This window comes from Maribacter confluentis (assembly GCF_030505015.1).
In the GTDB taxonomy this organism is placed as follows: Bacteria; Bacteroidota; Bacteroidia; order Flavobacteriales; family Flavobacteriaceae; genus Maribacter; species Maribacter sedimenticola.
Map to the genome: position 1 here is coordinate 1 of NZ_JAUKUC010000002.1, position 23,461 is coordinate 23,461.

At 38.6% G+C, this 23,461-nt stretch carries 27 protein-coding genes and 3 pseudogenes; 12 read left to right on the forward strand and 18 right to left on the reverse strand.

Annotated elements, in window-relative coordinates:
- Positions 1-796 (forward strand): annotated as a pseudogene (thiH, locus tag Q2T41_RS19175) (2-iminoacetate synthase ThiH); the annotation flags it as partial.
- Here thiH and Q2T41_RS19180 read toward each other — a convergent pair.
- Positions 778-939 carry a hypothetical protein gene (locus tag Q2T41_RS19180; RefSeq protein WP_304437488.1) on the reverse strand — a complete coding sequence of 54 codons (162 nt, stop codon included), beginning with the start codon at positions 937-939 and terminating at the stop codon, positions 778-780. The pseudogene thiH and the gene Q2T41_RS19180 overlap by 19 nt on opposite strands.
- Positions 940-1,371: 432 nt before the next feature.
- Between Q2T41_RS19180 and Q2T41_RS20830 the strand changes: the two genes are divergently transcribed.
- The 3 genes from Q2T41_RS20830 (at position 1,372) to Q2T41_RS21065 (ending at position 2,142) form a co-directional block, all read left to right on the forward strand.
- Entirely contained in the window at positions 1,372-1,551 is a 180-nt protein-coding gene (locus Q2T41_RS20830; RefSeq protein ID WP_367186915.1) for a hypothetical protein, read from the forward strand.
- A gap of 233 nt (positions 1,552-1,784) precedes the next feature.
- Complete coding sequence (locus Q2T41_RS20835) at positions 1,785-1,991, forward strand: hypothetical protein (protein WP_367186916.1); 207 nt, start codon at positions 1,785-1,787, stop codon at positions 1,989-1,991.
- Positions 1,992-2,013: 22 nt separating this feature from the next.
- A complete protein-coding gene (locus Q2T41_RS21065) occupies positions 2,014-2,142 on the forward strand; it encodes a hypothetical protein (protein ID WP_495660027.1) in 129 nt (42 codons plus the stop codon).
- On the opposite strand, the gene Q2T41_RS19190 is transcribed toward Q2T41_RS21065, so the two are convergent.
- Positions 2,116-2,238, reverse strand: coding sequence for a hypothetical protein (locus tag Q2T41_RS19190; protein WP_304437489.1), 123 nt, complete (start codon positions 2,236-2,238; stop codon positions 2,116-2,118). The genes Q2T41_RS21065 and Q2T41_RS19190 overlap by 27 nt on opposite strands.
- Between Q2T41_RS19190 and Q2T41_RS21045 the strand changes: the two are divergent.
- Positions 2,207-5,213, forward strand: a pseudogene (locus Q2T41_RS21045) (efflux RND transporter permease subunit). The gene Q2T41_RS19190 and the pseudogene Q2T41_RS21045 sit on opposite strands and share 32 nt — an antisense overlap.
- A gap of 438 nt (positions 5,214-5,651) precedes the next feature.
- Positions 5,652-5,774, forward strand: a complete 123-nt coding sequence (locus Q2T41_RS19235; protein ID WP_304437496.1) for a hypothetical protein — start codon at positions 5,652-5,654, stop codon at positions 5,772-5,774.
- A 31-nt stretch (positions 5,775-5,805) separates the two neighbouring features.
- Here Q2T41_RS19235 and Q2T41_RS19240 read toward each other — a convergent pair whose 3' ends face one another.
- The 6 genes from Q2T41_RS19240 to Q2T41_RS19265 form a co-directional block, all read right to left on the reverse strand.
- Positions 5,806-5,958, reverse strand: a complete 153-nt coding sequence (locus Q2T41_RS19240) for a helix-turn-helix domain-containing protein (RefSeq protein ID WP_304437497.1) — start codon at positions 5,956-5,958, stop codon at positions 5,806-5,808.
- Complete coding sequence (locus Q2T41_RS19245) at positions 5,955-6,236, reverse strand: sensor histidine kinase (protein ID WP_304437498.1); 282 nt, start codon at positions 6,234-6,236, stop codon at positions 5,955-5,957. The genes Q2T41_RS19240 and Q2T41_RS19245 overlap by 4 nt, the downstream gene beginning before the upstream one ends.
- Positions 6,200-6,766, reverse strand: coding sequence for a sensor histidine kinase (locus tag Q2T41_RS19250; RefSeq protein ID WP_304437499.1), 567 nt, complete (start codon positions 6,764-6,766; stop codon positions 6,200-6,202). The genes Q2T41_RS19245 and Q2T41_RS19250 overlap by 37 nt, the downstream gene beginning before the upstream one ends.
- Before the next feature lie 184 nt (positions 6,767-6,950).
- A complete protein-coding gene (locus Q2T41_RS19255; protein WP_304437500.1) occupies positions 6,951-7,172 on the reverse strand; it encodes a hypothetical protein in 222 nt (73 codons plus the stop codon).
- Positions 7,160-7,804, reverse strand: coding sequence for a hypothetical protein (locus tag Q2T41_RS19260; RefSeq protein WP_304437501.1), 645 nt, complete (start codon positions 7,802-7,804; stop codon positions 7,160-7,162). Before Q2T41_RS19260 ends, Q2T41_RS19255 begins: the two co-directional genes overlap by 13 nt.
- The gene (locus Q2T41_RS19265) at positions 7,804-8,538 is read right to left on the reverse strand and encodes a hypothetical protein (RefSeq protein WP_304436497.1); all 735 of its coding nucleotides are present in this window, start codon (positions 8,536-8,538) and stop codon (positions 7,804-7,806) included. The genes Q2T41_RS19260 and Q2T41_RS19265 overlap by 1 nt, the downstream gene beginning before the upstream one ends.
- A gap of 261 nt (positions 8,539-8,799) precedes the next feature.
- Between Q2T41_RS19265 and Q2T41_RS19270 the strand changes: the two genes are divergently transcribed.
- From Q2T41_RS19270 to Q2T41_RS19285, 4 genes are all read left to right on the forward strand, one after another.
- Positions 8,800-8,976, forward strand: a complete 177-nt coding sequence (locus Q2T41_RS19270; protein WP_179213130.1) for a hypothetical protein — start codon at positions 8,800-8,802, stop codon at positions 8,974-8,976.
- Positions 8,977-9,298: 322 nt separating this feature from the next.
- Positions 9,299-9,460 (forward strand): hypothetical protein, encoded by a 162-nt coding sequence (locus Q2T41_RS19275; protein ID WP_304436496.1) that lies wholly within the window; start codon positions 9,299-9,301, stop codon positions 9,458-9,460.
- Positions 9,461-9,663: 203 nt separating this feature from the next.
- On the forward strand, positions 9,664-10,320 hold the full coding sequence (locus Q2T41_RS19280) for a polysaccharide lyase family protein (protein WP_304436495.1): 657 nt from the start codon (positions 9,664-9,666) through the stop codon (positions 10,318-10,320).
- A gap of 91 nt (positions 10,321-10,411) precedes the next feature.
- Positions 10,412-11,380 carry a polysaccharide lyase family protein gene (locus Q2T41_RS19285; protein WP_304436494.1) on the forward strand — a complete coding sequence of 323 codons (969 nt, stop codon included), beginning with the start codon at positions 10,412-10,414 and terminating at the stop codon, positions 11,378-11,380.
- Positions 11,381-11,422: 42 nt separating this feature from the next.
- Here the strand turns inward: Q2T41_RS19285 and Q2T41_RS19290 are convergent, their stop codons facing one another.
- The 8 genes from Q2T41_RS19290 to Q2T41_RS19325 form a co-directional block, all read right to left on the reverse strand.
- Positions 11,423-13,027 (reverse strand): glucosamine inositolphosphorylceramide transferase family protein, encoded by a 1,605-nt coding sequence (locus tag Q2T41_RS19290; protein ID WP_304436493.1) that lies wholly within the window; start codon positions 13,025-13,027, stop codon positions 11,423-11,425.
- 48 nt (positions 13,028-13,075) lie between these two features.
- Positions 13,076-15,448 carry a GumC family protein gene (locus Q2T41_RS19295; RefSeq protein ID WP_304436492.1) on the reverse strand — a complete coding sequence of 791 codons (2,373 nt, stop codon included), beginning with the start codon at positions 15,446-15,448 and terminating at the stop codon, positions 13,076-13,078.
- A gap of 134 nt (positions 15,449-15,582) precedes the next feature.
- A complete protein-coding gene (gene wecB, locus Q2T41_RS19300; protein ID WP_304436491.1) occupies positions 15,583-16,680 on the reverse strand; it encodes a non-hydrolyzing UDP-N-acetylglucosamine 2-epimerase in 1,098 nt (365 codons plus the stop codon).
- A 6-nt stretch (positions 16,681-16,686) separates the two neighbouring features.
- Entirely contained in the window at positions 16,687-17,538 is an 852-nt protein-coding gene (locus Q2T41_RS19305; protein ID WP_304436490.1) for a polysaccharide deacetylase family protein, read from the reverse strand.
- 14 nt (positions 17,539-17,552) lie between these two features.
- A complete protein-coding gene (locus Q2T41_RS19310; RefSeq protein WP_304436489.1) occupies positions 17,553-18,530 on the reverse strand; it encodes a GNAT family N-acetyltransferase in 978 nt (325 codons plus the stop codon).
- A gap of 67 nt (positions 18,531-18,597) precedes the next feature.
- A complete protein-coding gene (locus Q2T41_RS19315; RefSeq protein ID WP_304437506.1) occupies positions 18,598-18,999 on the reverse strand; it encodes a WecB/TagA/CpsF family glycosyltransferase in 402 nt (133 codons plus the stop codon).
- A complete protein-coding gene (locus Q2T41_RS19320) occupies positions 18,896-19,297 on the reverse strand; it encodes a WecB/TagA/CpsF family glycosyltransferase (protein WP_304437502.1) in 402 nt (133 codons plus the stop codon). The genes Q2T41_RS19315 and Q2T41_RS19320 overlap by 104 nt, the downstream gene beginning before the upstream one ends.
- On the reverse strand, positions 19,298-19,447 hold the full coding sequence (locus tag Q2T41_RS19325; protein WP_304437503.1) for a hypothetical protein: 150 nt from the start codon (positions 19,445-19,447) through the stop codon (positions 19,298-19,300).
- 6 nt (positions 19,448-19,453) lie between these two features.
- Here Q2T41_RS19325 and Q2T41_RS19330 point away from each other — a divergent pair, with 6 nt between their 5' ends.
- Positions 19,454-20,212, forward strand: a complete 759-nt coding sequence (locus tag Q2T41_RS19330) for a hypothetical protein (protein ID WP_304437504.1) — start codon at positions 19,454-19,456, stop codon at positions 20,210-20,212.
- Here the strand turns inward: Q2T41_RS19330 and Q2T41_RS19335 are convergent.
- Positions 20,201-20,746 carry a pyridoxamine 5'-phosphate oxidase family protein gene (locus tag Q2T41_RS19335; protein ID WP_304435013.1) on the reverse strand — a complete coding sequence of 182 codons (546 nt, stop codon included), beginning with the start codon at positions 20,744-20,746 and terminating at the stop codon, positions 20,201-20,203. The two genes, Q2T41_RS19330 and Q2T41_RS19335, sit on opposite strands and share 12 nt — an antisense overlap.
- 381 nt (positions 20,747-21,127) lie before the next feature.
- A pseudogene (locus Q2T41_RS19340) lies at positions 21,128-21,853 on the reverse strand (SIMPL domain-containing protein).
- Positions 21,854-21,927: 74 nt separating this feature from the next.
- On the opposite strand from Q2T41_RS19340, the gene guaA reads away from it, so the two are divergent.
- On the forward strand, positions 21,928-23,460 hold the full coding sequence (gene guaA, locus Q2T41_RS19345; protein WP_089262842.1) for a glutamine-hydrolyzing GMP synthase: 1,533 nt from the start codon (positions 21,928-21,930) through the stop codon (positions 23,458-23,460).
- The last annotated feature ends 1 nt before the right edge of the window (position 23,461 follow it).

Here is a 23,461-nt window from a genome sequence, read left to right on the forward strand (position 1 = left end):
AAGGAGATTTTGGATGAGGTGGCCTATATAAAAAAATTGGGTTACGATCATATTCTCTGGTAACGGGAGAAGCAAACAGAACGGTAGGTGTAGCATATTTAAAAAATGCCATAGCCTAATTCGTAAACATTTTCTAATATTAGTATAGAGGTACAACCATTGGACCAAGCAGAATATGAAACCTTGATCGCGGAAGGACTATATGCAGTTTTGTATATCAGGAAACCTATCATAAGGCAACATATAGGACCCACCATCCAAAAGGTAAAAAATCAAATTTTGATTTTAGATTGTTAACACCGACCGTTTGGGTAGGGCGGGGCATTCATAAAATTGGGTTAGGTGCTTTGTTCGGCTTGGAAGATTGGCGGGTAGATAGTTTTTATACGGCGTTGCATTTAAAATATTTGCAAAGAACATATTGGAAAACCAAGTATTCCACTCCTTTCCACGCCTACGTCCGCACCAAGGAGATGTGGAGCCTAAGGTAGCAATGACCGATGCGGATTTGGTCCAGTTAATTTGTGCCTATCGTCTGTTGGACGAAGATGTGGATTATCCATGTCCACTAGAGAGAGTAAAGTGTTTAGGGATAATATTATTAACCTAGGTATTACATCCATTAGTGCGGAATCAAAAACCAATCCAGGTGGCTATGCGGTTGCCCCTGAATCTTTGGAACAGTTTGAAATATCTGACGAGCGAAGCACAGTGGAAATCACAGAAAATGATACAATCCCAAGGATATGAAGTCGTTTGGAAAGATTGGGATAGAAGTTATTTGGTTTCGGAATAAGATGTAGCGGTATATATTTCATCATGTTGGCGAACCTTATTGAACGTTTTAAGGTAATACAGTTCACTTAAACAAATAAAATGTAAATTTTTTATTTCGTTAAACCTTTTCAAATATTGTAAGTCATACAGTGTAATGCACATTTTAATCAATGTGTATATGTATAAAAAGAGCTAATTGGTGTATTAAACGGTGTTAAATAATACCTAACATTTCTATAAAACAGCCTTTAAGAATTAGATTTGTGAAGTAGACGATACCGGTTTGCCAATAATTATCCAAACTTCCAAATGAAAATAAAATACATTGTTTATAGCCTACTTTTAATAGGAATTACCGCCCTAATGTATATCGCATAAATGCAAACAATGAAATTGGCGGATCTAAGGCCAATGATGCAGTAGAACAAGCAACTTCAGTAAAGGGGATGGTGCTCAATGCCCAACAGTTCAATGATAATATTTCCTTATCCGGAACCATAGAAGCCAATGAACAAATTGAGATAAGAGTGAGGTTTCCGGAATTGTTGAACGTATTAATTTAATGAAGGCAGTAAGGTTACCGAAGGCCAAGTAATGTTCAAGGTCAATGATATAGAGTTACAGGCGCAAATTATCAAAGTGCGAACGGCCCCAAAACTAGCCTCGGAAAATGAACGGAGGGCAAAATTATTGTTGGAAAAACAGGCCATAAGTCAAGAGGAATATGATATTGTGAGTGCGGACTACCAATCTGCCAGTGCAGAATCGCAATAAATACAGCGCAACTTTCAAAAACTGTAGTTAGGGCACCTTTTTCGGGAACCATTGGGTTGAGGTATATTTCTAAAGGCACCTATGTAACCCCCAAGACATTGATCGCCAAATTGTCAATACCAGTAAGCTCAAGATTACATTTTCAATTCCGGAAAAATATGCGTCTCAAGTATCTGTAGGTTCGCAGTTGAGTTTTTACTACTTCAGATTCCAAAGAGGAATATAAGGCCAAGGTGTATGCCATTGAGCCAGAAGTTGAGATTGCTACTAGAACATTGAAAATGAGGGCCATTGCGGAAAATAAGGAAGGTAAGTTATACCCGGGAACCTATGCCAATGTAATGTTGCCGTTGGAAAGTATAGATGATGCCCTAATGGTACCGTCAGAAGCCTTGATACCTGTACAGAACGGTAAAAGAATATTATTGCGAACAAGGTAAAGCCAAGGAAATCGATGTTGAGATCGGGGCAAGGACGGGTAATGAGGTACGGGTGGTTTCTGGCCTAAAGGTAGGGGACACTATTTTGACCTATGGTGTTATGGCCTTGAAAATGGTACTCCCGTCAATATTCAATTTGAAGAACCTGTAACGTTAACCGCAGAATAATGAATTTATCGACCTTAAGTATAAAAAGACCGGTTCTGACCATTGTAATGAACCTTACCTTAATCCTATTCGGTATCATTGGTTATACATATTTAGGGTGCGTGAATTTCCTTCCATTGATCCGGCGCAAGTATCTGTGAGAACCAGTTATTCAGGTGCCAATGCAGATATAATTGAGTCTCAGATCACTGAACCATTGGAAAAAGCGATCAATTCCATTGACGGTATACGTAATATAACCTCTTCTAGTGTACAAGGTTCAAGTTCTATTAGTATAGAATTTAACTTGGACAAAAATCTTGAAGATGCGGCCAATGATGTAAGGGACAAGGTGTCACAAAGCGGTAAGGCGTTTGCCGGAAGATTTGGATGCGCCACCGGTAGTCTCCAAATCTGATGCCGATGCACAACGTATCCTTTCCATGACCGTACAGAGCGATGGAAAGAATATATTGGAACTATCAGACTACGCAGAGAACGTTATTGCCCAAAGGATAGAAACGATACCTGGGGTAAGTAGCGTACAAATATGGGACAGCGAAGGTATGCAATGCGCCTTTGGATAGACCCATTGAAATTGCTTCCTATGGACTTACAGTGGCAGATGTAGGACCGCATTGTTGCACAGAACGTAGAATTGCCATCTGGAAAATTAACCGGAGAAAATACGGAGTTAACGGTAAAGACAATCGGGAATCTTAATACGGAAGAGCAGTTCAACGATATATTATTCTGGCAGATGGGGAAAAATTGTTCGTTTAAGTGACATGGTAAGGCAAGTTTGGAAGGGGAAACATGGAGACCAAGATGAGCGACTCCGGTCAGCCAATGGCGCTACCGCGGTCATTCCACAACCAGGAACCAATTATTTGGAGATTGCGGATGCTTTTTATGAGGAATATGAAAAGCTAAAAAAAGATTTGCCCGAAGGTTTTAAATTGAACGTGGTAATGATGATACGGTCTTTGTAAGAAGGGCTGTAACCGAGGTTGCGGAAAACCTTATTGATTTCAATAGTATTGGTTATCCTGGTCATTTTCTTCTCTTTAGAAAAACTGTCCATGGCCCTAAGGCCCTTAATAGATATTCCAGTATCCTTGATAGCCACTTTCTTATTATGTGGCTGTTTGGGTATAGTATTAATGTGCTTACACTTTTGGCCATTGTACTTGCCACGGGACTTGTAGTGGATGATGGTATTGTGGTAACGGAAAATATTATATAAAAAAGTAGAAGAGGGTATGAGCCTATAGAGGCGCCATAAAAGGTCTAATGAAATATTCTTTGCGGTCATATCCATTTCAATAACATTGGCAGCGGTGTTCTTCCGGTAATCTTTTTGGAAGGTTTTGTAGGCAGGCTTTTCCGTGAGTTTGGGGGTGGTCTTAGGTGCGGCAGTTTTGATTTCCGCATTTGTTTCTTTGTCACTGACCCCTATGCTTAATGCTTACTTGATCAAACCCGGCAAACAGAAACAATCAAAATTCTATCATTTTACGGAGAAGTATTTTTGAGAATGAACCGTTCCTATGCAGAATCGCTTAGGGAATTTATGAAAAGAAAGTGGTTGAGTTTTCCAATTTTGGCAGGATGTTTAGGATTAATTGCGGTGTTCTACATACTACTTCCAAAAGAAACCGCACCTTATGATGATCGTAGTTTGTTCGCTTAAGTGTAAATGCCCCAGAAGGTTCTTCGTATGAATACATGGACCGCTTAATGACCGATATAACAGATTTGATAAATGATTCTATTCCAGAAAAGAAAGTTAGTCTTGTACTTACCTCACCAGGGTTTGGGTCATCATCAGTTAATAGTGGTAGGCAAATATAGCTTTGGTTGACCCAAGTGAGCGAGAGCGTTCTCAAATGATATTGCCAATGACCTTGGGCGATGGGCTAAAGCATATGTCGGTGGTAAATCTAACGTATCTGAGCGACCTACAATTTCAGTGAATAAAGAGGAGGACCGCCAATTCAGTTTATTATACAAGCCCAAAACTTAAGAAGTTAGAAGAAAATATTCCTGCATTTATGGCTGAGCCGAAAATGATGAGACGTTTTCCTTTGTAGACGTTAATCTAAAATTCGATAAGCCTGAAATCTATGTGACCATAGACCGTGAGAAGGCTGAAAGTTTAGGGGTGTCCGTAATAGATGTTGCCCAAACCCTGCAACTATCTTTGAGCGGACAACGTTTTGGATATTTTCTAATGAACGGAAAGCAATATCAAGTAATTGGTCAATTTGATAAGAGGACAGAAATGCACCGATGGATTTGACATCGATCTTTGTCAAAAATAAAGATGGTTTGTTGATTCAATTAGACAACTTGGTTCAAACATCAGAACATAGTAGTCCACCCACAACTATATCACAATAATAGGTACATGTCTGCTACGTATCTGCAAATTTAGCACCCGGTAAAACCATCAACGACGGTATTGAGGCCATGGAGCGGATAAAGGATAAAGTATTGGATGAATCCTTTACTACGGATTTGGCGGAGAATCAAGGATTTTGTTGAAAGTAGTTCAAATACCCTATTGCTTTTGGATTGGCATTACTGTTGATTTTCTTAATTCTTGCTGCCCAATTTGAAAGTTTTATAGATCCCTTTATCATTATCCTGACCGTACCTATGGCCGTTGCCGGAGCCATGTTTTCCTTGTGGTTATTTGGACAGTCATGGAATATTTTCAGTCAAATAGGCACCATAATGTTAATTGGTCTGGTAACCAAGAACGGTATTCTTATTGTAGAATTTGCCAATCAATTACGGGAACAGGGATAGGAAAAAGAGAATCAATTCTACAGGCATCGGAATCTAGACTACGGCCTATTCTAATGACCAGTTTAAACCATTGCCTTGGAGCTTTGCCCATAGCGTTATCCTTGGGAGCGGCTTCTACCAGTAGAATAGGCATGGGGGTAGTGATCATTGGTGGACCAGTTCTCCTTACTGCTAACGTTATTTGTAATTCCTGCACTTTATATGCTGTGGTCACGTGAAAAAGTAGAAAGATCGGAGTTTAAAGTGCTTGAAACATATTAAAATGAATTATTACAGGATTATATTTTTTATTGTATTCTAGTTGGGTGCAATGTCCGGGGACAAGAAGTGCTCTCCTTGCATGAAGCGGTAAAAATAGCAATAGAGAATAATTACAGTATTATTACCGCCAGCAATAATCTCGCAATTGATTCCATAGGGTAAGTCCGGGTTATGCACATGCTTCCTACTTTGGAAGCCCGTATTACGGATAATAATAGTGTACAGAATTTTCGCAAACCCGTTCAGATGGTTCCAGGTAGAACAGGACAATGCAAAGAACAATAGTTTTAAATTATGGTGTGGCCATGGATTGGACCTTGTTTGATGGCCTACGCATGTTCGCCAATCTGAACAATTGAAACAAAATCAGAATTTTAGGCGAGGTAGAACTAAAACAAGTTATTGTGGCCAAAGTGGGCGAGGTAATGATCACTTATTATGATTGGTACAGCACAGCAACAGCTAACGGCCTTGGATAGTACCATACTAATATCCAAACAACGGGTTGAGCTGGCCCAAAATAGGTTTACCATTGGTAAGGCCTCAAAATTGAAGTCCTGAACGCCCAGGTAGATTAAATACGGACCAAACGCTACCACATTGGGCTGTTTAAGCGCACCAAATCCAGTAATGCCTCACCATCGTTTACGGCACCTACAATACTAATGTCCTCTTCATATTTAAGTAAGAGTTCCAAACCGTCAATAAGGGCTTGGTGGTCTTCTGCAATAGCCAATCTGATCATATGGGTATGTCTAAAATGATTACGGTTCCTTTTCCTATTTCCGATTCTATGTTCATGGAACCATGCAAATAATGTATACGCTTATCTATACTTTTTAATCCCATACCATTACCATAGTTAGCCGTTTTATCCAACGGCATTCCTTTACCGTTATCCTCTGCTAAAATATTCAAGGTATCGCCATGGTTGGTAATATGGATATTCATTTCAGTAGCTTCCGCATGTTTGATTACATTGGTCATCAATTCTTGAACGATACGGAACAGTGTGAGCTCCATACTGTTTTCCAGGCGGGTGTCCAACCCATGATCATGCACCAAGATACCGATACACTGGCCACGGAAACTTTTTCCGCCATTTGCTTTACGGCCGGCAATAACCCTTGTTTGGCTATTAATCCCGAATTTTTGGCGTGGGCAATAGCTCTAATTTTACCGTAGGCCTCATCAATTAATGTTTCTGTTTTGGCAAATGTCTCCTTATTACCTTGTTTGTCCGACGCTTCAAGTGAATTAAACTGCAATTTTACCGCCGCCATTAAGCCACCCAGATCGTCATGAAGCTCATTGGCTACCCGTTGCCGCTCTTTTTCTTGACCTTCAATCATGGCATCTATGGTGGCAAGCTCTTGTTCCTTTAGAATATTGGATACTTTTTGCTGCCCAAGTGTTTTTTCTTGCTCTGCCAACAGTTGTTTTCGTATGGCATTCTTATTTACCAATACACCAATGACAGTACCTAAGACCAGCAACATGCCCAGAAATATGGTCCAATTTCTAATTTTGGCATTGGAAGTCTCCAATTCCAACTTATCCAGTTTTAATTATCGGTCTGGTTTTGTACGGTTAAAATGGAGGACTCCAAGGTATTGTTCTTATAGCCCAGCTCATACTCAATATCTACCGATTTTCGTAAGTAGTGATACGCAGAATCATAGTTGCCTTCTTTTTGGAAGATGGCCGAGGCTAGACGGTCGTTATAGAAATCATCTTTTAATTTAATTGAATCCCTTTAGAGATTTCCAAAAATCTTTTCGCTTCAACTAAATGATCATTCAGCAAATTTACATGTGCTAATTGCCACGCAATCTTATTCCTGAAAGCATCATTGTATTTTAAAGTTACTGAGGTACTATCTGCCTTTAACAAAAAATCTTCAGCCTTTTCAAAATTTTCTTCAATCTTGTAATAAATCCCTTTTTCTAAATAAAACAAAGGAAAAGATTATTCGAATTAGGTAATGTCCCAAAAATGGAATCTAACTTATCATTATATGAGTAATATTGAATATCAATATCATTAAGATTATCGTCTCCTTTACTCAAAAAAATTAATCCATAGCGAATACTTAAAATTTCATCCGTAACATCTGATTTAATAGCTATGAACCGTTCTAAATACGGTAAGTATTGCTTGCTCCCTATAAATATTTCAGAAGCAAACAAGTCTAAAATACCAATAAGCGCAGCTTTAACAAAAACTTTGTCTCCAATTTTATCAGCAAGTTTTATAGCATTTGAAAAACTTTTAAATGCTTGTAAATTATCCTGTTTTAATGCATAACTATTACTGTAACCTTCAATTAAATATTTGATGAAATTAAGTGATTCGTTATTCGTCTTTTCAAAGGCATATAAAGATTTAGAATTGGTCCTCTTAGATGACATTAAATCAATTAAAGTGATAAGATGGTTTTCCATACTTTCATCTTCTATATTTAAGGCTAAATTATACGCGGCAGGGAAGTCCTGATTTTTGGTAGCATTAAATAACTGATCTAATTTTGGATTGTTTGACCAAAGATTAGAAAATGCAATAAGAAGCAGATAGAGAACCGTTTTATTCATTAAAAAATAATCTTATTGAAACTTGCCCAACACCTTTTTCCAGGCATATTAAAAACTTGTTCTCCTTTATACTTTTGGTCAGAAATCACTTCTTTATCATAATCTTCCTTTCGTACCACATGCCTCCCATCTTTATAGAAAAATTCAAAATCAAAAGCTTTTCCATTGTCAGGTAAGGCATCTAGCCTACCATCGTTCATCAAAATAGGTTTACCAGCAGCATCAAACCTAGGGAACATAGGATTTAAAATTCGCTTGGAATGGATGTACCCTCCATTTTCAAAATGCAGATTTTTTAGCTGTTCGTTATTTAGGGAATACGACACATTATCTGACATAGCTTTGGTGTAGATCAAAAAAGTCAATCCATCTTTCATATTATTAGGTGCCACAACAATAGAATCTATACCAATAAAATAGGTAGGCTTGTAGTTCACAATTTCAAACTCCACACTTTTAAAGGTCTTATAATTTTCCCCTAAGGAGGAATCCCCAATTTCTATGGAAGCATAAATACCATAATTGGTCTGATAGTTCTGTCCTGCCATAATCAGCTGCTTACGGTTATCGTTTAGATCCAAGGTAGAGCTGTAGGCTTCCATTGGGTTTCCGGCTATCTTTCGTACTACCATGATTCCGTCACCCATAGTGTCCGTTTGTGCCGTTAGGAATAAAGGCGTTAAAAAGAATAGGGCAAGGGAACTGAGCAGGGTAACTTTTGTAATCGTTTTCATTAGTTTGGTTTTTATGGTTACTCATTCAAAAATGAAGATTTTTAGATGGTGATACTATACCTAATACAAGGTATATTATCCATTAATGTTGAAATCATCTTTACTTGCTCCATTACACTTTAAATATACCCATAACTGGGTATTGTTCAATACGTTGCCACTACATAGTTTTGATCCTATATAAATTACGTTGAGTTAGTTGGCTGTTAGTTAAATGCAATCCGCCCTTCCCACAAAAGGGCGGTTCATTAAATTGAGAACATGAACACAAAACAGAAAGAATTACAGTTTTTGGCAGCACTGGGAGAGCGAAAGATAAAATCCATTAAGACCGCCTATGAGCTGACCGAGGCCGAACTATTGGTAATAATACGTTTGCACCAACGCCATAATTCAATGACCACTAAAAATCTTACCCATCTATTAAGTAAATTTTAGACCAAGCCCTTCATGGACATTGCAATTCGTATTCGGGGGAAATTGAACTGCAGCGAAAATGAAGGGCTTGGTTTATTTAGTGTAAAATGGATGAAATAAATTAAATAAATACGTTCATCGAGAGGGTATATTTTTTATTAACAATTAACGTTAATAACTTTTATTATGCATTTCATCGAATAAATTGAACTTTTCATCGTTAATGGATATAGTTTAAATATTTTCGGAATGCGTTAAAAAAGCAACGAAATAATTTTATTACCGTTACATGAAGTCTATTTTTTCCAAAACCTTTTTCGTCCCCCTAGTCATTTTACTATCCATGTTATGTTTAGCCTCTTGTGGTAAAGACTACGATCTTGTTTCTGAATACGTTGTGCGCAATGCCACTAGCAATGACCTTATACACGGGTCAGTAGAAAACGCCTCCTTTAACGTGCATGTGGTCAACGACCCATTGGAAGGCACCGTAAAAAAAAAATAGCCCGGCTTACCTCTACCCATAAGGTAGAAGAGCAACACTCCGTACCGGATACAACGTCACCTACACGTGTAAACGGTCTACCAACCGCCAAACTACTTTTCAGTTCCGGTTTTGAAGGTGTTCAACTTTCAGAAAATAAATACGACTACCAATATATAACGGGTACCGATACCGAGACCGGTTTTTCCTGGCCACCTACAATTTTGGGCTCTTCTGAAAAAGATAAGGAACCCAGTGGTATACATACGGTCAATGATGGTGGCGGTCCCGCAATAGACAATTATCTGGAAAAAGTAAAAGGACCGCACGGCAACGAAACCACCACACTTTTTCAACGGGTAAACTATGATGTACAAGTTACACAGACCCCATATCAAATCAACAATATAAAAGAGAACCCCAAAGAGCTTTATATCTGCTATTGGATGAAAACAGATGATATTTCCTTAAAAGGGAAAGATATTTGGCGTGCCATTTGGGAATACAAAACAAAAAACTATGCTTCTTATAAAGATGGTTTTAGAATGATCGCCTTTATGGCCACCGATATTAAAGGCACACCCTATTGGCAATTTCAAGGAGATATAGGACCACGCCAACCGGTATGGCGTATAGAAAATTATGATATTCCATTAATTACCGGAGAATGGTTCAAGGCAGAATATTATTTAAAATGGAGCGATGGCAATGACGGTTATGCCTCTATGAAAATCAACGGACAGTTAATTGGTGAACATCATGGCCCAACGACCTCAAAATCCGATAATTTAGATTTTATTATGGTTACGCAGGTCTATGGAAATAATTACCCCATGTACCAATGGGTAGACGATATTGAAATCTGGGACGGGCAACCCTAAACAAAGAGAACTAAAATGGTTGTAATCACCGGTACAAACTTTTTATGACAATGTTACGTATATGATATAGAAGCAATTAAGTGATACCCCAATGAAATCATTACAAAAATTAACCTACCTACCACTTATGACCCCCTTGATCCTATTACTATTATGTGCATGTGGAAAGGACAATATTGGTTCAACATCCTTTCCAGAGACCGAAACAGAAGCCGAAACAGAGACCGAAGTAGAAATTGACGTGGACCAAAACGGCACGCCACCACCTACCGCTCCTGGACGTGAAGCAAATCTGCTCTTTAAATCCGGATTTGAAGGCGTAAGTTTGACCGAGACCAGGTATGATTATCAATATATTGTAGGTAAGGACACCGAGACCGGCTATTATTGGCCACCAACAATTTTAGGATCTGCCAACGCCAGCGAGCCCAGTGGAATACACAACATCAATGATGACAATGGTGCCGCCATAGACAATGCTCTAGAAGTGATTACCGGACCAAACGGTAATGAGACGACCACTTTGTTCCAACGGGTGAATTATGATGTACAAGTAACCCAGGCGCCCTATCAAATAAACGATATTCAGGAAAACCCAGATGAATTATATATTGCCTATTGGATGAAGACCGATGCAAGTTCCGTACAAGGGATCGATAAATGGCGCGCCATTTGGGAATATAAGACAGCCAATTATGCCAGTTACTCCAATGGCTTTAGGATGATCGCATTCATGGCTACCGATATACGCGGCAACCCCTATTGGATGTTACAAGGTGATGTAAGTCCGCAAAACCCCATATGGCAATTAAGAAACACGCAAATACCCCTGATCTTAGGCGAATGGTTCAAAGTAGAATACCATATAAAATGGAGCAATGGGGATGATGGTTATGCGTCAATGAAAGTGAACGGCCAACTTATTGGCGAACATCATGGAGTTACCACCTATAACAATGACAATTTGGATTTTATTATGTTGACCCAAGTGTATGGAAGCAATTACCCCATGTACCAATGGGTAGATGATGTAGAGATCTGGGACGGTGTACCTGAGTAATCGCCTACGGATTACCTTTCAAAATCTTATTGATGAATATCCCTATTTGTAACGGTAGGCAGCATCAAAAACAAATTTACCGTTGCATTCATGCAGATGGTGCAGCCCCATTAAATTATGCTCAAAATCAGGCTCAATAACCTGTACCGTAGTTTCCCTATATTCCTCCAGCGTTAATTTTTCAATTTTGTTGATATTCAACGCCCTACCATACACTCCATCCGTATTTCGTTGTGAAGGCCTATAGTATTCCCCTTCATGCATAAAGATCGCCCCTCCATTTCTTGCTACACTAGCATCTATGAGAACCGGATTTTGTTGATGGGGAATTAAGGTATTGAGCTTAACGCCATCAACTTTATAGATAAACAGTTCACTATTCATGGGAGATGTTGGCGCAGCCTGTTTGTTTAAAAATAACCACTGCTGTTGATCCTGATCGGTATGGAAAAAAGCATCGCCCACTGCTTCCCCTTCAAAAGCTGTCGTATAGGGTTCCCATTGTAACGGAAAATCCACGGCCTTATATATTTCCAAAGTTTTGTTCTCGCTACCCTCGGGCATTAAGAAAATCTCTCCATCTTGCTCGAATATAAAGGGAAAGGACAAATGGTATCCCGTATCCAGTATATCCACAATCTGGGTCAATTGATTATCTTTTAAAACACCACAGCTAACTTTTCCTTTTTTGGTGCTATAGGAATAATTTTCAAAAAATAGATAATCGGTTCCCTTATGGTGAAAAAGAAAGGGGTCTGCCCAAAATTCATTATCGGGCATGGGCAACGCCATTGCAGAGGACGTAATATCCTGAAAAAAACCCTCGTTACCTGTAAAGACCGTCCAACACTCATACCGCCTGCTTACAAGTTTTGCCATTGATTTTTCATACAGCTTGTTCACAAAACCGCCATAAAATTTCCCCATATACTTTAAGGTAGAAAATAACGTGGGGTAACTTGTGTTGGTCTTCACCGGCATGGAAAACTCCGTAAGTTGAAGGGTATTGTTCTTTAACCTATCTAGGCATTTAAACAGTAAGGACACGCTACCTTCAGAAACAATGGTAGCCGTTTCTGTCATTGACCAATGCCTATTAAAATGTGCTTGATCTACAATGGCATATGCTTGAAGGTTCGCTTTAAAATTGACCAATGTTGCCGTAACGACCGGTTTTTTCTTTACCACTTCCCAAAAACCAACGGGGCCATCATCTACCAACGAACTTTCCTTGAACAATAGTTCCCAGAGCCCGTATGTTGAAGTTTTTAGCAATGCATCTGAAACAGGAACGCTATCCAAATTCAATAAAAGGTCCATGGGTCCGGGTTCATCCGTTCCAAGTACACCAACTTTTAAATCGTTCAAAAACGGAAAAGAATTTGATGTATAATTTGCTTGGGGAGGGTTGAACAACAATTTATTTTCAATAGCGTACTGCGTTCTTAGCAATAAACCGGACACTCCACCAATCTTCTGAGCATGAGCATTGACGTTACCGGTATGGCCCAATCTCCAATTGAAGAATGGGCCATTGGCCAATAGTATTTCCGGCTCCATATCCGGGTCGTTGCAAATTCCTTCAATGACCCTATACTGCCAATTGCTAAGCTGATTTAAGCTATTGACAAGAATTGCTATTTTCATTGCATCGATTATAAGATGATTAGCCTGTAAAGTACCACAAATTTAGGTTTACGCTTTTTTAAACCATTTTTTGGATTTCTCCGACTGTTCCATCTCATATCCATATCCATACCCATAATTTAATTTACCGGCATGCACTTGTCCTACGGCATTCATTACGTAGACCATATTTTTGACTTTTTTGCTCTTGTTGAGCTCCTTTGAAAACTTCATTACATTTTTATCCGTTACCCCGGCACGTACGGCAAACAAGGTAATATCGGCATGTTTTGCAATCAATAGGGTGTCCGTCACCAACATGGTAGGGGCCGTATCCATAATGACATAATCATATTCTTTTTTGGCCTCTTCCAAGAACTGTTCAAAGTTCTTACCGGACAACAGTACCGGAACGTTAGAAGGTACAGCCCCGCTCAAAAATATTTTATGATCGGGATTTGCCTTAAAGCCCTCAAACGTATGGGGCTCAAAGTCCTTTATTTTACCCGCCAGATAATCGGCAAGGCCTTGGCTATTCTTATCCAGACCCAAATAGGTATGCAAGGTTGGGTTTCTTAAATCCCCACCCACCAATAAAACGCGTTTACCAATACTGGCATAGGCAAGGGACAGATTAAGTGCCAATAAGGTTTTACCTTCTCCCTTAACCGCGGAAGTCACAAAAATAACCTTACCGGTTTCATCTGTTTCTTCCGGCGATAACAAATGGGTAACATTGGCACCAAGTATCCTGAACGACTCCGCAAGAACGGACCGATCATTGACATCGATGAACTTTTTATCCTTTTCAAAAAATGGAATTTCCGCAACTACGGGAATTTCTGGATTTAACTGCTCAATCTCTGAACGGTCGTGAATATTGTTATCCGTAGAAAAACGGATATAGAAGACCAGGAACGGCAATAAAAGCCCCAATAATATACTTACCGGGAATACCACGGTAGGTTTAGGCCATAATGGATCCAAGTTCGTTAGACCGTATTCAATAACCTTAATGGTAGGTGCGGTAGACGCATAATCAATTGTGGCCTCTTCACGTTTTTGCAATAACAATAGGTATAAGTTCTCTTTGATGCTCTGCTGTCTTTCAATAGACCTTAGCATTCTTTCCGTTTCCGGTAATCGTGAAAATCGATACCCGGCAGAGTTTTTTTCCTGATTTGTTTTACGCAATGACAGCGCCAATTGGGCCTCATAATTGTTTACACTGCTTAATATATTAAGTTTGCTCAACTCTAACTGCTTGGACAATTTAACCAAGGTAGGGTGGTTAGAACCAACCGATGTAATTAACTTTTGACGTTCCCTGGCCATATTGTTATAATTGGACACCATAGCGTTCAATCCGCTATTGGCAAGTCCAATATCTGCAGGAAGTAGATTATATTCCGCCTCATTGGCTACCGTTTTCTTCAATAAATTGGACAATGAAACCTGAGTTTCTAGTTTAAGCGCCTCACTTTCCGCTTCTGTCTTACGCTGTAGATTTGCTCCGGCGTCTGATTGAATGAACGATATATTCTGCTCTTGCTTTAAATTTTGCTTACCCGCTTCAATAGAATCAAGTTCTTGGGACAGGTAAACAAATCGTTTTTCAATTACTTCCAACGTCCTTCTGGATACCAATTGCCTATCCAAAATTCCGTCTTGGTTAAAATTGTTGATTATAGAGTTTAAAACCTGTTCTGAACGTTGTTTACTCTCGCCCAGCAAAGAAAGATTAAGGACCTCACTATTGGCTTCTGTAGTAATGGTCAGTTTTTTGGCCAATTTTAGGGTCGTTTTTCTCTTTGAGTCTATTATTACCTTGAACGAATCATTTCTGTAATTCTTTACATTAGTGATACTTTCTGCCAATTCAATTTTAAAGGGCAGATAATAAACAGAGGTATTGGCTTCGTTATAAGGAACATTGTATTGCGTACCTTCTTCATCCACAATATCAAAGCCGGTTTCGGTCAACTTTACCTCAAATTTTAAAGGTTCGTTGATCTTGTCCTCTGAGATGTTCTTTCTGACCGTAAATGGCGGCTCCCATATTTGCTTGTAGAGTAGATTGTTCAACTGCTGGTATTCAATATCCAAATGAAGCTCATCTACCACATTATGCAACAGACGGTACGACTGAATTACCTTAATCTGATTTTGTATATCCAATAACCTATTATTGGGGTTTGCACTAGCAATGGAAATGACATCCTTGACAACACTTGTTTTCATGGCGTCTTCCAAAATCTTGATTTTTGCCTCTGTCTTATAGATTACAGGAGCATATTTCATATACGCAAAGGCAATGGCACAAAACAATAGTACCATCCCCAAGAACCAAGGCCAAAAACGTACATATTTGGCAATTGCCTCTTTTATGTCATATGATTCCTTGTCCTCTTCAAAATCTAAGACGTATGTTTTTTCGTTCATAATTAAAGTCAATATTATTCAACAATACCTAACCCGTACACAACCAAACTAATTTTTGGTATGGTTTAGTATTTTTTTATCGAGTTTTAACCTAAAAAGCGGTACAATATTACAAATCACTAAGGTTCAAGAAATTATAATTCTTTGAAATCCAATATTATATCGACGATACGACCTGCTGTTTTACCGTCCCATAATTTTGGGATACCACCCGTTTTCCATTCCCCTTTAAAAAGTTTCTCCATAGCAGGTTGAATGGCCTTTGGATCGGTTCCTAAAAGTTCATTGGTACCTTCTGTAATGGTTTCCGGTCTTTCGGTATTATCACGAAGTGTCATACATGGAATACCCATTACCGTAGTTTCTTCCGTTATACCACCAGAATCCGTGATTACGGCCTTACTTCTTTCTACCAGGTAATTAAATTCCAGATAGCCCAAAGGTTCCACCATATGCAATCTTGGATGTGAAATTTTCAGGTTGTTCAATATTTTGGCCGTACGCGGATGAACGGGAAAAACCAATGGTACATCTTTGCTATGTACAATTATTTCATCCATCAACGATTTTATCTGTGCCTCTTGATCCACGTTTGCAGGTCTGTGCAAAGTCATGACCATATATTCCTTTTCCTTTAGACCTAATTGATCCCAAATATCTGGCTTGGCAAACCTTGACCGTTGCTTTAGCAATGTATCTATCATAGTATTGCCTACATAAAATATTTGCTCCTCCTTTACCCCGCTATTACGTAAATTTTCATTTGCAATTTCAGAAGTGGTAAAGAAATAATTGGTAATGGCATCTGTAACCAACCTATTGATTTCCTCTGGCATTGTCCAATCATTAGATCGAATACCCCCCTCAACATGAGCTACCTTAATATGAAGCTTTTGCGCCACAATGGCACAGGCCATCGTAGATGTAACATCGCCTACAACAATTACAAGATCAGCCGGGTTAGCGATCAACTCTTTTTCAAAACCGATCATGATACTAGCCGTCTGTTCAGATTGGGAACCACCACCAGCCCCTAGGTTAACATCTGGATCGGGAATATTAAGCTGTTCAAAAAAATCACCGGACATTTTTTTGTCGTAATGCTGGCCGGTATGTACAAGCCTATAGGAAATATCATTACCATTGTCCTGAGCGTTTTGAATGGCATGGATAATTGGTGCAATTTTCATAAAATTTGGTCGTGCACCTGCAATAAGTGTAATTTTTCTCATATTTTTTTAATCTAAAACAGCAACTTTTTTTTGGTTCCAATCTATTTTATCATTGGCTGTGGAAATATCCATAAACTGAAAATCGTTTAGCCATTTTTCAAGTTTAGGCTTACATGATTTTAAACCTACATAAGACTTAAACCGTCTTATTGAAGATAAATCCTGGATCAAGGGTTGCTTATAATCAAAGTCCCTTGGATGAAAATAACTCATTATATAATCTGACTTGAGCGTCGCTTTTTTAATAAAATTGTATGGTAACAACCTAAAGTACCCGCCACCAGAAAAAACCATGGACTTACCTACAATAGATTGGATATTTATTGGAAATTCCTTTAAGGTTACACCATTGTACTCTATAAGGGATGGTTTGGCACTAGGAAAACACTTAAGTCCGCCATGCGCATGCCCTATAGGGAAAACGGATGAATCTGTGGTAATACCTAATTCATGTAATACCTCAAAAGCCCATTTATTATTATGTGATATGGAAAACCCTGGCGCACGGAACAGCTCTACCTTTTTCCCAATACAATCCTCTATAGTTTTGATCGATCGTTCCACATCATTATAAAAGGTTGGGCGGTCTTGTTCATATACCAGTTGATGCATATGGGTGTGACTACCAATTTCATACCCCCTATCAGAAATCATCCTTACCACCTCTGGATATTTTTCCGCTATCCACCCTACAACGAAAAATGAAGCGGAAGCCTTGCTTACGTCCAAAATTTCAAAAATGGTTTCCATATTCTTGTGGATGCGAGACTCATAATTTACCCACTCCTTTTCTGATTTGGTAGATGGGTTATTCAAAATATGGAACCACTCCTCTATGTCAAAAGTTAGAATTTTCATTACTTCTACAGATTTTAGTACACATATTTAGAGACATAATGCCCTAATATCTGTGAAGTTCGTAGTGGTTGGTATTTCCAGATTTTAGTCAAGAACTCAAAATCTCTCAATGATGTCTTTGGCTCCTCCGATAGATTGTAATAGATAGGGAGCTCCATAGGGTTCCAAAGCTTTTTAAATTCATGTTGGGAACTATCTATTGTAGACCTTCCAAAAGAGAAATAGCGGTGCTCCTTTGCAATGGAGGTTTTGATCATTTCCCAAAACATGAGTGCATTTACATTTTGCTTATTATATGTCTCATCAGTTCCTGACCAACACAATTCGTTAAAGCCTAAATAAGAAAGGGAAAAACCCGCCGAGATTGCTTTAACCCCGTCATAGATAACGGTAATTTGCACATCGCCATACGTGTATTGCTGTAGTAAATTCCTAAAAAATTGCTTACCCAAAGGAGGTGAACCAAATTTGAGCATGCGTTGGGAAAATATGGTGTAAAAATCATTCAATAGCTCTATTCCCCCAGATTTTACATCAAAATTTATTTTAAGGGTCTTCCTGATTTTCTGTCTCAATTTCGCTTTAATGGTCATGAACATTTCATCTTCCGTATCCTGCAATTTTAGAATACAGCTGATTTTTTTATCGATATAATGCTCAGAAAGTTTTTCAAAACTTCGTATTTCAAAACTAGGGGCGTTTATTAGAGAGGATATATTTACATTGTTTGCATATGAAGTTTGTACTAATGGGCCTCCATATGAAAAATGAGGCATGGATACCATCTTTTTACCAACATTGACTATAGGCATTACACCAATGGTTTGTTCCCTATCCTTTATGAAATAGTTGGTAGAGGAATATCCAAAAGTATTGGACAATATTTTTCCCAAACACGGATTATGGGCAATGGTAACCATCTGATGGTTATTTTCCTTTTCAAGAAAATCATTCCATTCATCATCATTGGCACACACTAGGGTAGATAACATTTTGTTTAATTTATAGTTAAGTTATTTTAAGATCAGGGGTATTATGGCTACATGTACAATTGGCTCTCTAAAGCTTGTTCAGTACCAGATTGTAGAAATAGGGCAATAATTTTATATCTCTCATGATTCTTTTCCTTGGCTCCATCAATGTTCTATATATTCCCTCAAGGTTATTGTCCAACCACCATTTAGGGGCTCTATGCGTGTTCCCTATATAAAGGTCAAAACTACCTCCCAGTCCTTGGTACACCGCGGCATGCCGTAGATACAATTTTTCCATTAAAAGTTCTTGTTTTGGAGACCCCATGGCCACGAAAACAACATCTGGTTTTTTGGCGCCTATATCATTGATCAAATTCTCTTCGTCATCCTTGGCCGTTAAATATCCATTTCTGAAACCAAATATTGATGGCAGGAAATTCTTCCCGCAATTGCGAAACCGCTTTTTGAATGACTTCTTCCTTGCCACCAATGAGGTAAAACGATTTCTCCGTTTGGTATGCATTGATAATATCCAACCAAAGTTCACACCCAGGAATCTTAATGGCCTCATGGTGTCCTTTTTTATGCAAGGCCCAAACTGCACCAATACCATCAGAATACCCAACATTTCTATTGATTATTTCTCTGGTCTGCTCACTTGCATGTTGAATTTTTTCTCCATTTACGGCCACAAGTATTTTCTTGTTCGCAAATGCAAACTCCATTAATTTGGTTCTTGACTCTGGTATATATATTTGTACACCGCTTACTTTTTCCGATTTCATTTAGCTAACTTCTTTTAAATAGTTGGACATTGCATTGAACATAAAAGCATTGCTCCAACGCATATAGGAAATTTTGGAACTGATTCCTTTCTTTAACTGGTAATAGAAATACCCTTTATCATCTTGCATGTGCTCAATAGTCCACTGCATGACTTTTTGGGCCAATTCCTCATTTTTGAAAAGGTTTTAGGTTATCAGGTTTTCCTATCGGAAAGTATTCAGGAAAAGGTTATGGGCAATACCATAAAGCCCACATTTTCATTACTACCGGTACTTACTTTTCTCAAGGGAATATTGGCTTTGGTATACGTAATGCTGATCGTTTTGGCTTTAGGCTTCTTTTTTAAAGTTTTAACCTTTAAAAAGCCTGTCAACAGTTGGTTTTTAAAAATGGCAATAGTCCAGTTTCTTGTATTGCTCTTGTTTTTCGTAGTATTTCAGACCCAGAAAGTAGAAACTAGGTGGCTTTTGCCACTATTCATACCCTTTACCATTTTATTGATGGAGTCCATTGAATTAAAAAATGGAATGAAGGTCGTTAAAATAGGATATTGGTTATTTTATAGTGTACTATTTGCCCAAGTGGTCAGAACACCTTTGGAGCAATTGCTGCAGATTAAGTCTTCTGTTCAATATGGATTTCATCCTGTCGCAAAAATGTTGGAGGATAAATATCCTGATGATCAATGGACGTTGCCTAATGTTACCTATGCAGGAAATATACGTTTATTACGACCGGGACGTACTATCATAGCCCAAGATGATTATTCGTATGAGGATAAGCATACCGGAGAACCTAAACTTCAAGTGTCATTTAACAAACCCGCTAATGGGCAGTATGTAGTTATGGACAGCATCCTTGATTTTGGGAAGGAAAAGCAGAATATTTATTTTTATTCCGCTTTAGGGAACTAAAAATGTGCTGCTCCAAGTATCCTGTTTCTTTTCAAAGGCTATTCGTATATGATGAGGTCTTTTAAGTTTGAGGAATTCAATTTTTTGTGGCACAACATCGATCATGGTAAAATAATGACCATCGTTTAAGTATTCAATAGTACTAGGATTGGTTATTTTACTACTAGGGCTATGTTGGGTTATATAATCCCGCCGACTATTAGGCTGTATGTTGTTCCATGTATCCTTTAATCGTTCAACATCCTTTACAATATGTGCTTGTCCTTCAACCTTTATCTGCAATAATTTATGAGGATGGTACATAAGTAGGCCAATTTGATCGTTCAACATTAAATTACTTATTTTTTGGGACCTGCTATCGGTATAAAAGGTCAGTTTTAAATCATTGGTGACCTCACGCAAGACAACGGTACATAATCTGGGTATGGCATTATGACCAACGGTTGCTAGGGAAATGGTTCTAAATGGATGTCCATGCTCATTGACTCCATTGAATATTTCATTACGCATTTCCTCAAAAAAGACATCGGACATTGTATTTTTTTTGTTAAAGTTAAAAATAAAAGCCAAGTAGGGTAGGGTAAAGCTTTATGTAGTTGTTATATATAAAATGGCTATGAAAATTAAATTTTGATTTTTTTTGGTTTGAAGTTGGTTTAGATTTAGTTGAAAAGCTCAGGGTGGTTCCTGGGCTTTTTCTTTAAAGGCATGTAAGGAATTAAAAATTAATACGACAAAAGGGTTGAATACAGATTGTTATGAAAAAGATTATTCTTTTTATTGTATTCAAATTAATGGTTGGTTGATTAGAAAGCCCGGTTGATTACCGGGCTTTTGTTTTATGAAATTAGGCATAAGGAAACTGTAGTTGGCTTTGATCCAAATCCTTGAAAGCGATCAATTAAAGTTAAGGAATTACTTTACCTTGTATTCCAATCTCATGGTTATTGATGCGGTTTTGTTTTTGGAGGACGTATTGTAAGCTCCGCCCCAACTATAATCTTCTCCAGAATTTTGACCGGTAATTTGAAATACACCCATATTTGCGGATACAAGGTCTCCTAAACCGCTACCTGCATTTTCAGCTATCTTTTCTGCACGTATTCGCGCGTCTTCCGTGGCTTTGGAAATCATTTCAATCTTAAGGTCGGCTAATTTGGTATAATAATATCTTGGAGGGTATGAGTTAAATTGTACCCCTTTATTGAGCAGTTCTGTAATTTCACGGGATACCCCTTCAATTAATGCCACGTCTTCAGATTCTATTTTTAAGGTTTGGGTCAGTTGATAACCCCTAAAGATACTGCCTACATAATTTCCGTTGTCATATTGATTGTCACGCATTTCTGTAGTCTGTACACTGTTGAAAATGATATTTTCTGCAGGAATACCTTTAGAAGTCAGATATTGCCTTACGATTTCCTTATCATTGTTCAATTGGTCAAATGCGGTTTTCAATACTGTGCTATTAGATGAAAATTGTCCCTCCCATACAATAAGGTCAGAGGTAAAATTTTCGTTCCCCAGCCCGGTTACCGAAATAATCTATGGAGGGTTGGCCCTACGCACATAAGCATTTCCTAGGAAAAAGGCTGCAATGATTATTGCCGCTCCAAAAATTATAGCACTTACATTTTTCATAAAAAAAATTGAAATGAAGTTTAAATATAACCAAAAGATACTTTTCAAGAACCGTCAATTTGCTATTTTTGCCCATGCAAAATAAAGTCCTAATATTAGATTTTGGTTCACAGTATACCCAATTGATCGGTAGACGCGTTCGTGAGCTCAACATTTTTTCTGAAATCAAGCCATATAATAAATTGCCAGAGGACCTTTCCGGTTATAAGGCTGTAATCTTGTCTGGATCTCCTTTATCCGTTAGGGGAGATGATGCTGCTCACCCGGACCTATCTGCCATTAGGGGTAAAAAGCCGTTATTGGGAGTTTGCTACGGCGCTCAGTATTTGGCCCATTTTAATGGGGGTAGTGTAGAAAAATCCAATACTAGGGAATATGGTAGGGCAAACCTTAGCTTTGTTAAGGGGAACGAACCGTTTTTTGATAAGGTAGACGCAGGTAGCCAAGTATGGATGAGCCATGCGGATACTATCAAGCATCTACCGGAAAATACAACCCTTTTGGCAAGTACGCATGATGTTGAAAATGCAGCGTTTAAATTTGAAGGGGAGGAAACCTATGCTATCCAGTTTCACCCAGAGGTATACCATTCTACGGATGGAAAACAGGTCCTGGAAAACTTTTTGGTGAAAATTGCCGGAATGGAACAGACGTGGACCCCAGATGCATTTGTGGACAAGACCGTTGCGGAGTTGAAACAAAAAATTGGAAACGAAAAAGTTATTTTAGGATTGTCCGGAGGGGTTGATTCTTCCGTGGCGGCCGTATTGCTGCATAAGGCTATTGGCAAGAACCTTCATTGTATTTTCGTTAATAATGGCCTCTTGCGTAAAAATGAATTTACAGATGTATTGAAGCAATATGAGGGCATGGGTCTAAATGTAAAGGGTGTGGATGCTTCGGCACGCTTTTTGGATGATTTGGCTGGGGAGAGTGATCCGGAAACCAAAAGGAAAACTATAGGACGTGTATTTATTGAGGTGTTCGATGATGAATCGCATTTAGTGGAAAATGCAACTTGGTTGGCACAAGGTACCATTTACCCAGATGTCATTGAGTCAGTGTCCGCAACCGGTGGCCCTTCGCAAACTATTAAAAGCCACCATAATGTAGGTGGTTTGCCAGATTTTATGAAGTTAAAAGTGGTAGAGCCCTTAAAAATGTTGTTCAAGGATGAGGTTCGTAGGGTAGGTGCAAGTTTGGGAATAGATAAGTCGTTGTTGGGCAGGCATCCGTTTCCTGGGCCAGGGTTGGCAATTCGTATCCTTGGGGATATCACCCCGGAAAAAGTGGCGATCTTACAAGAAGTAGATGCCATTTTTATCAATGGACTTAAGGAATGGGGGTTATATGATAAAGTGTGGCAGGCAGGAGCCATGTTGTTGCCGGTAAATAGTGTGGGGGTAATGGGAGATGAGCGTACGTACGAAAAATGTGTTGCACTTAGAGCTGTAGAAAGTACGGACGGTATGACTGCAGATTGGGTTAATCTTCCATATGAGTTTTTGCAAAAAACCTCAAATGATATCATCAATAAAGTCCCTGGCGTCAATCGTGTCGTATATGATATAAGTTCAAAACCGCCAGCAACAATAGAATGGGAATAAT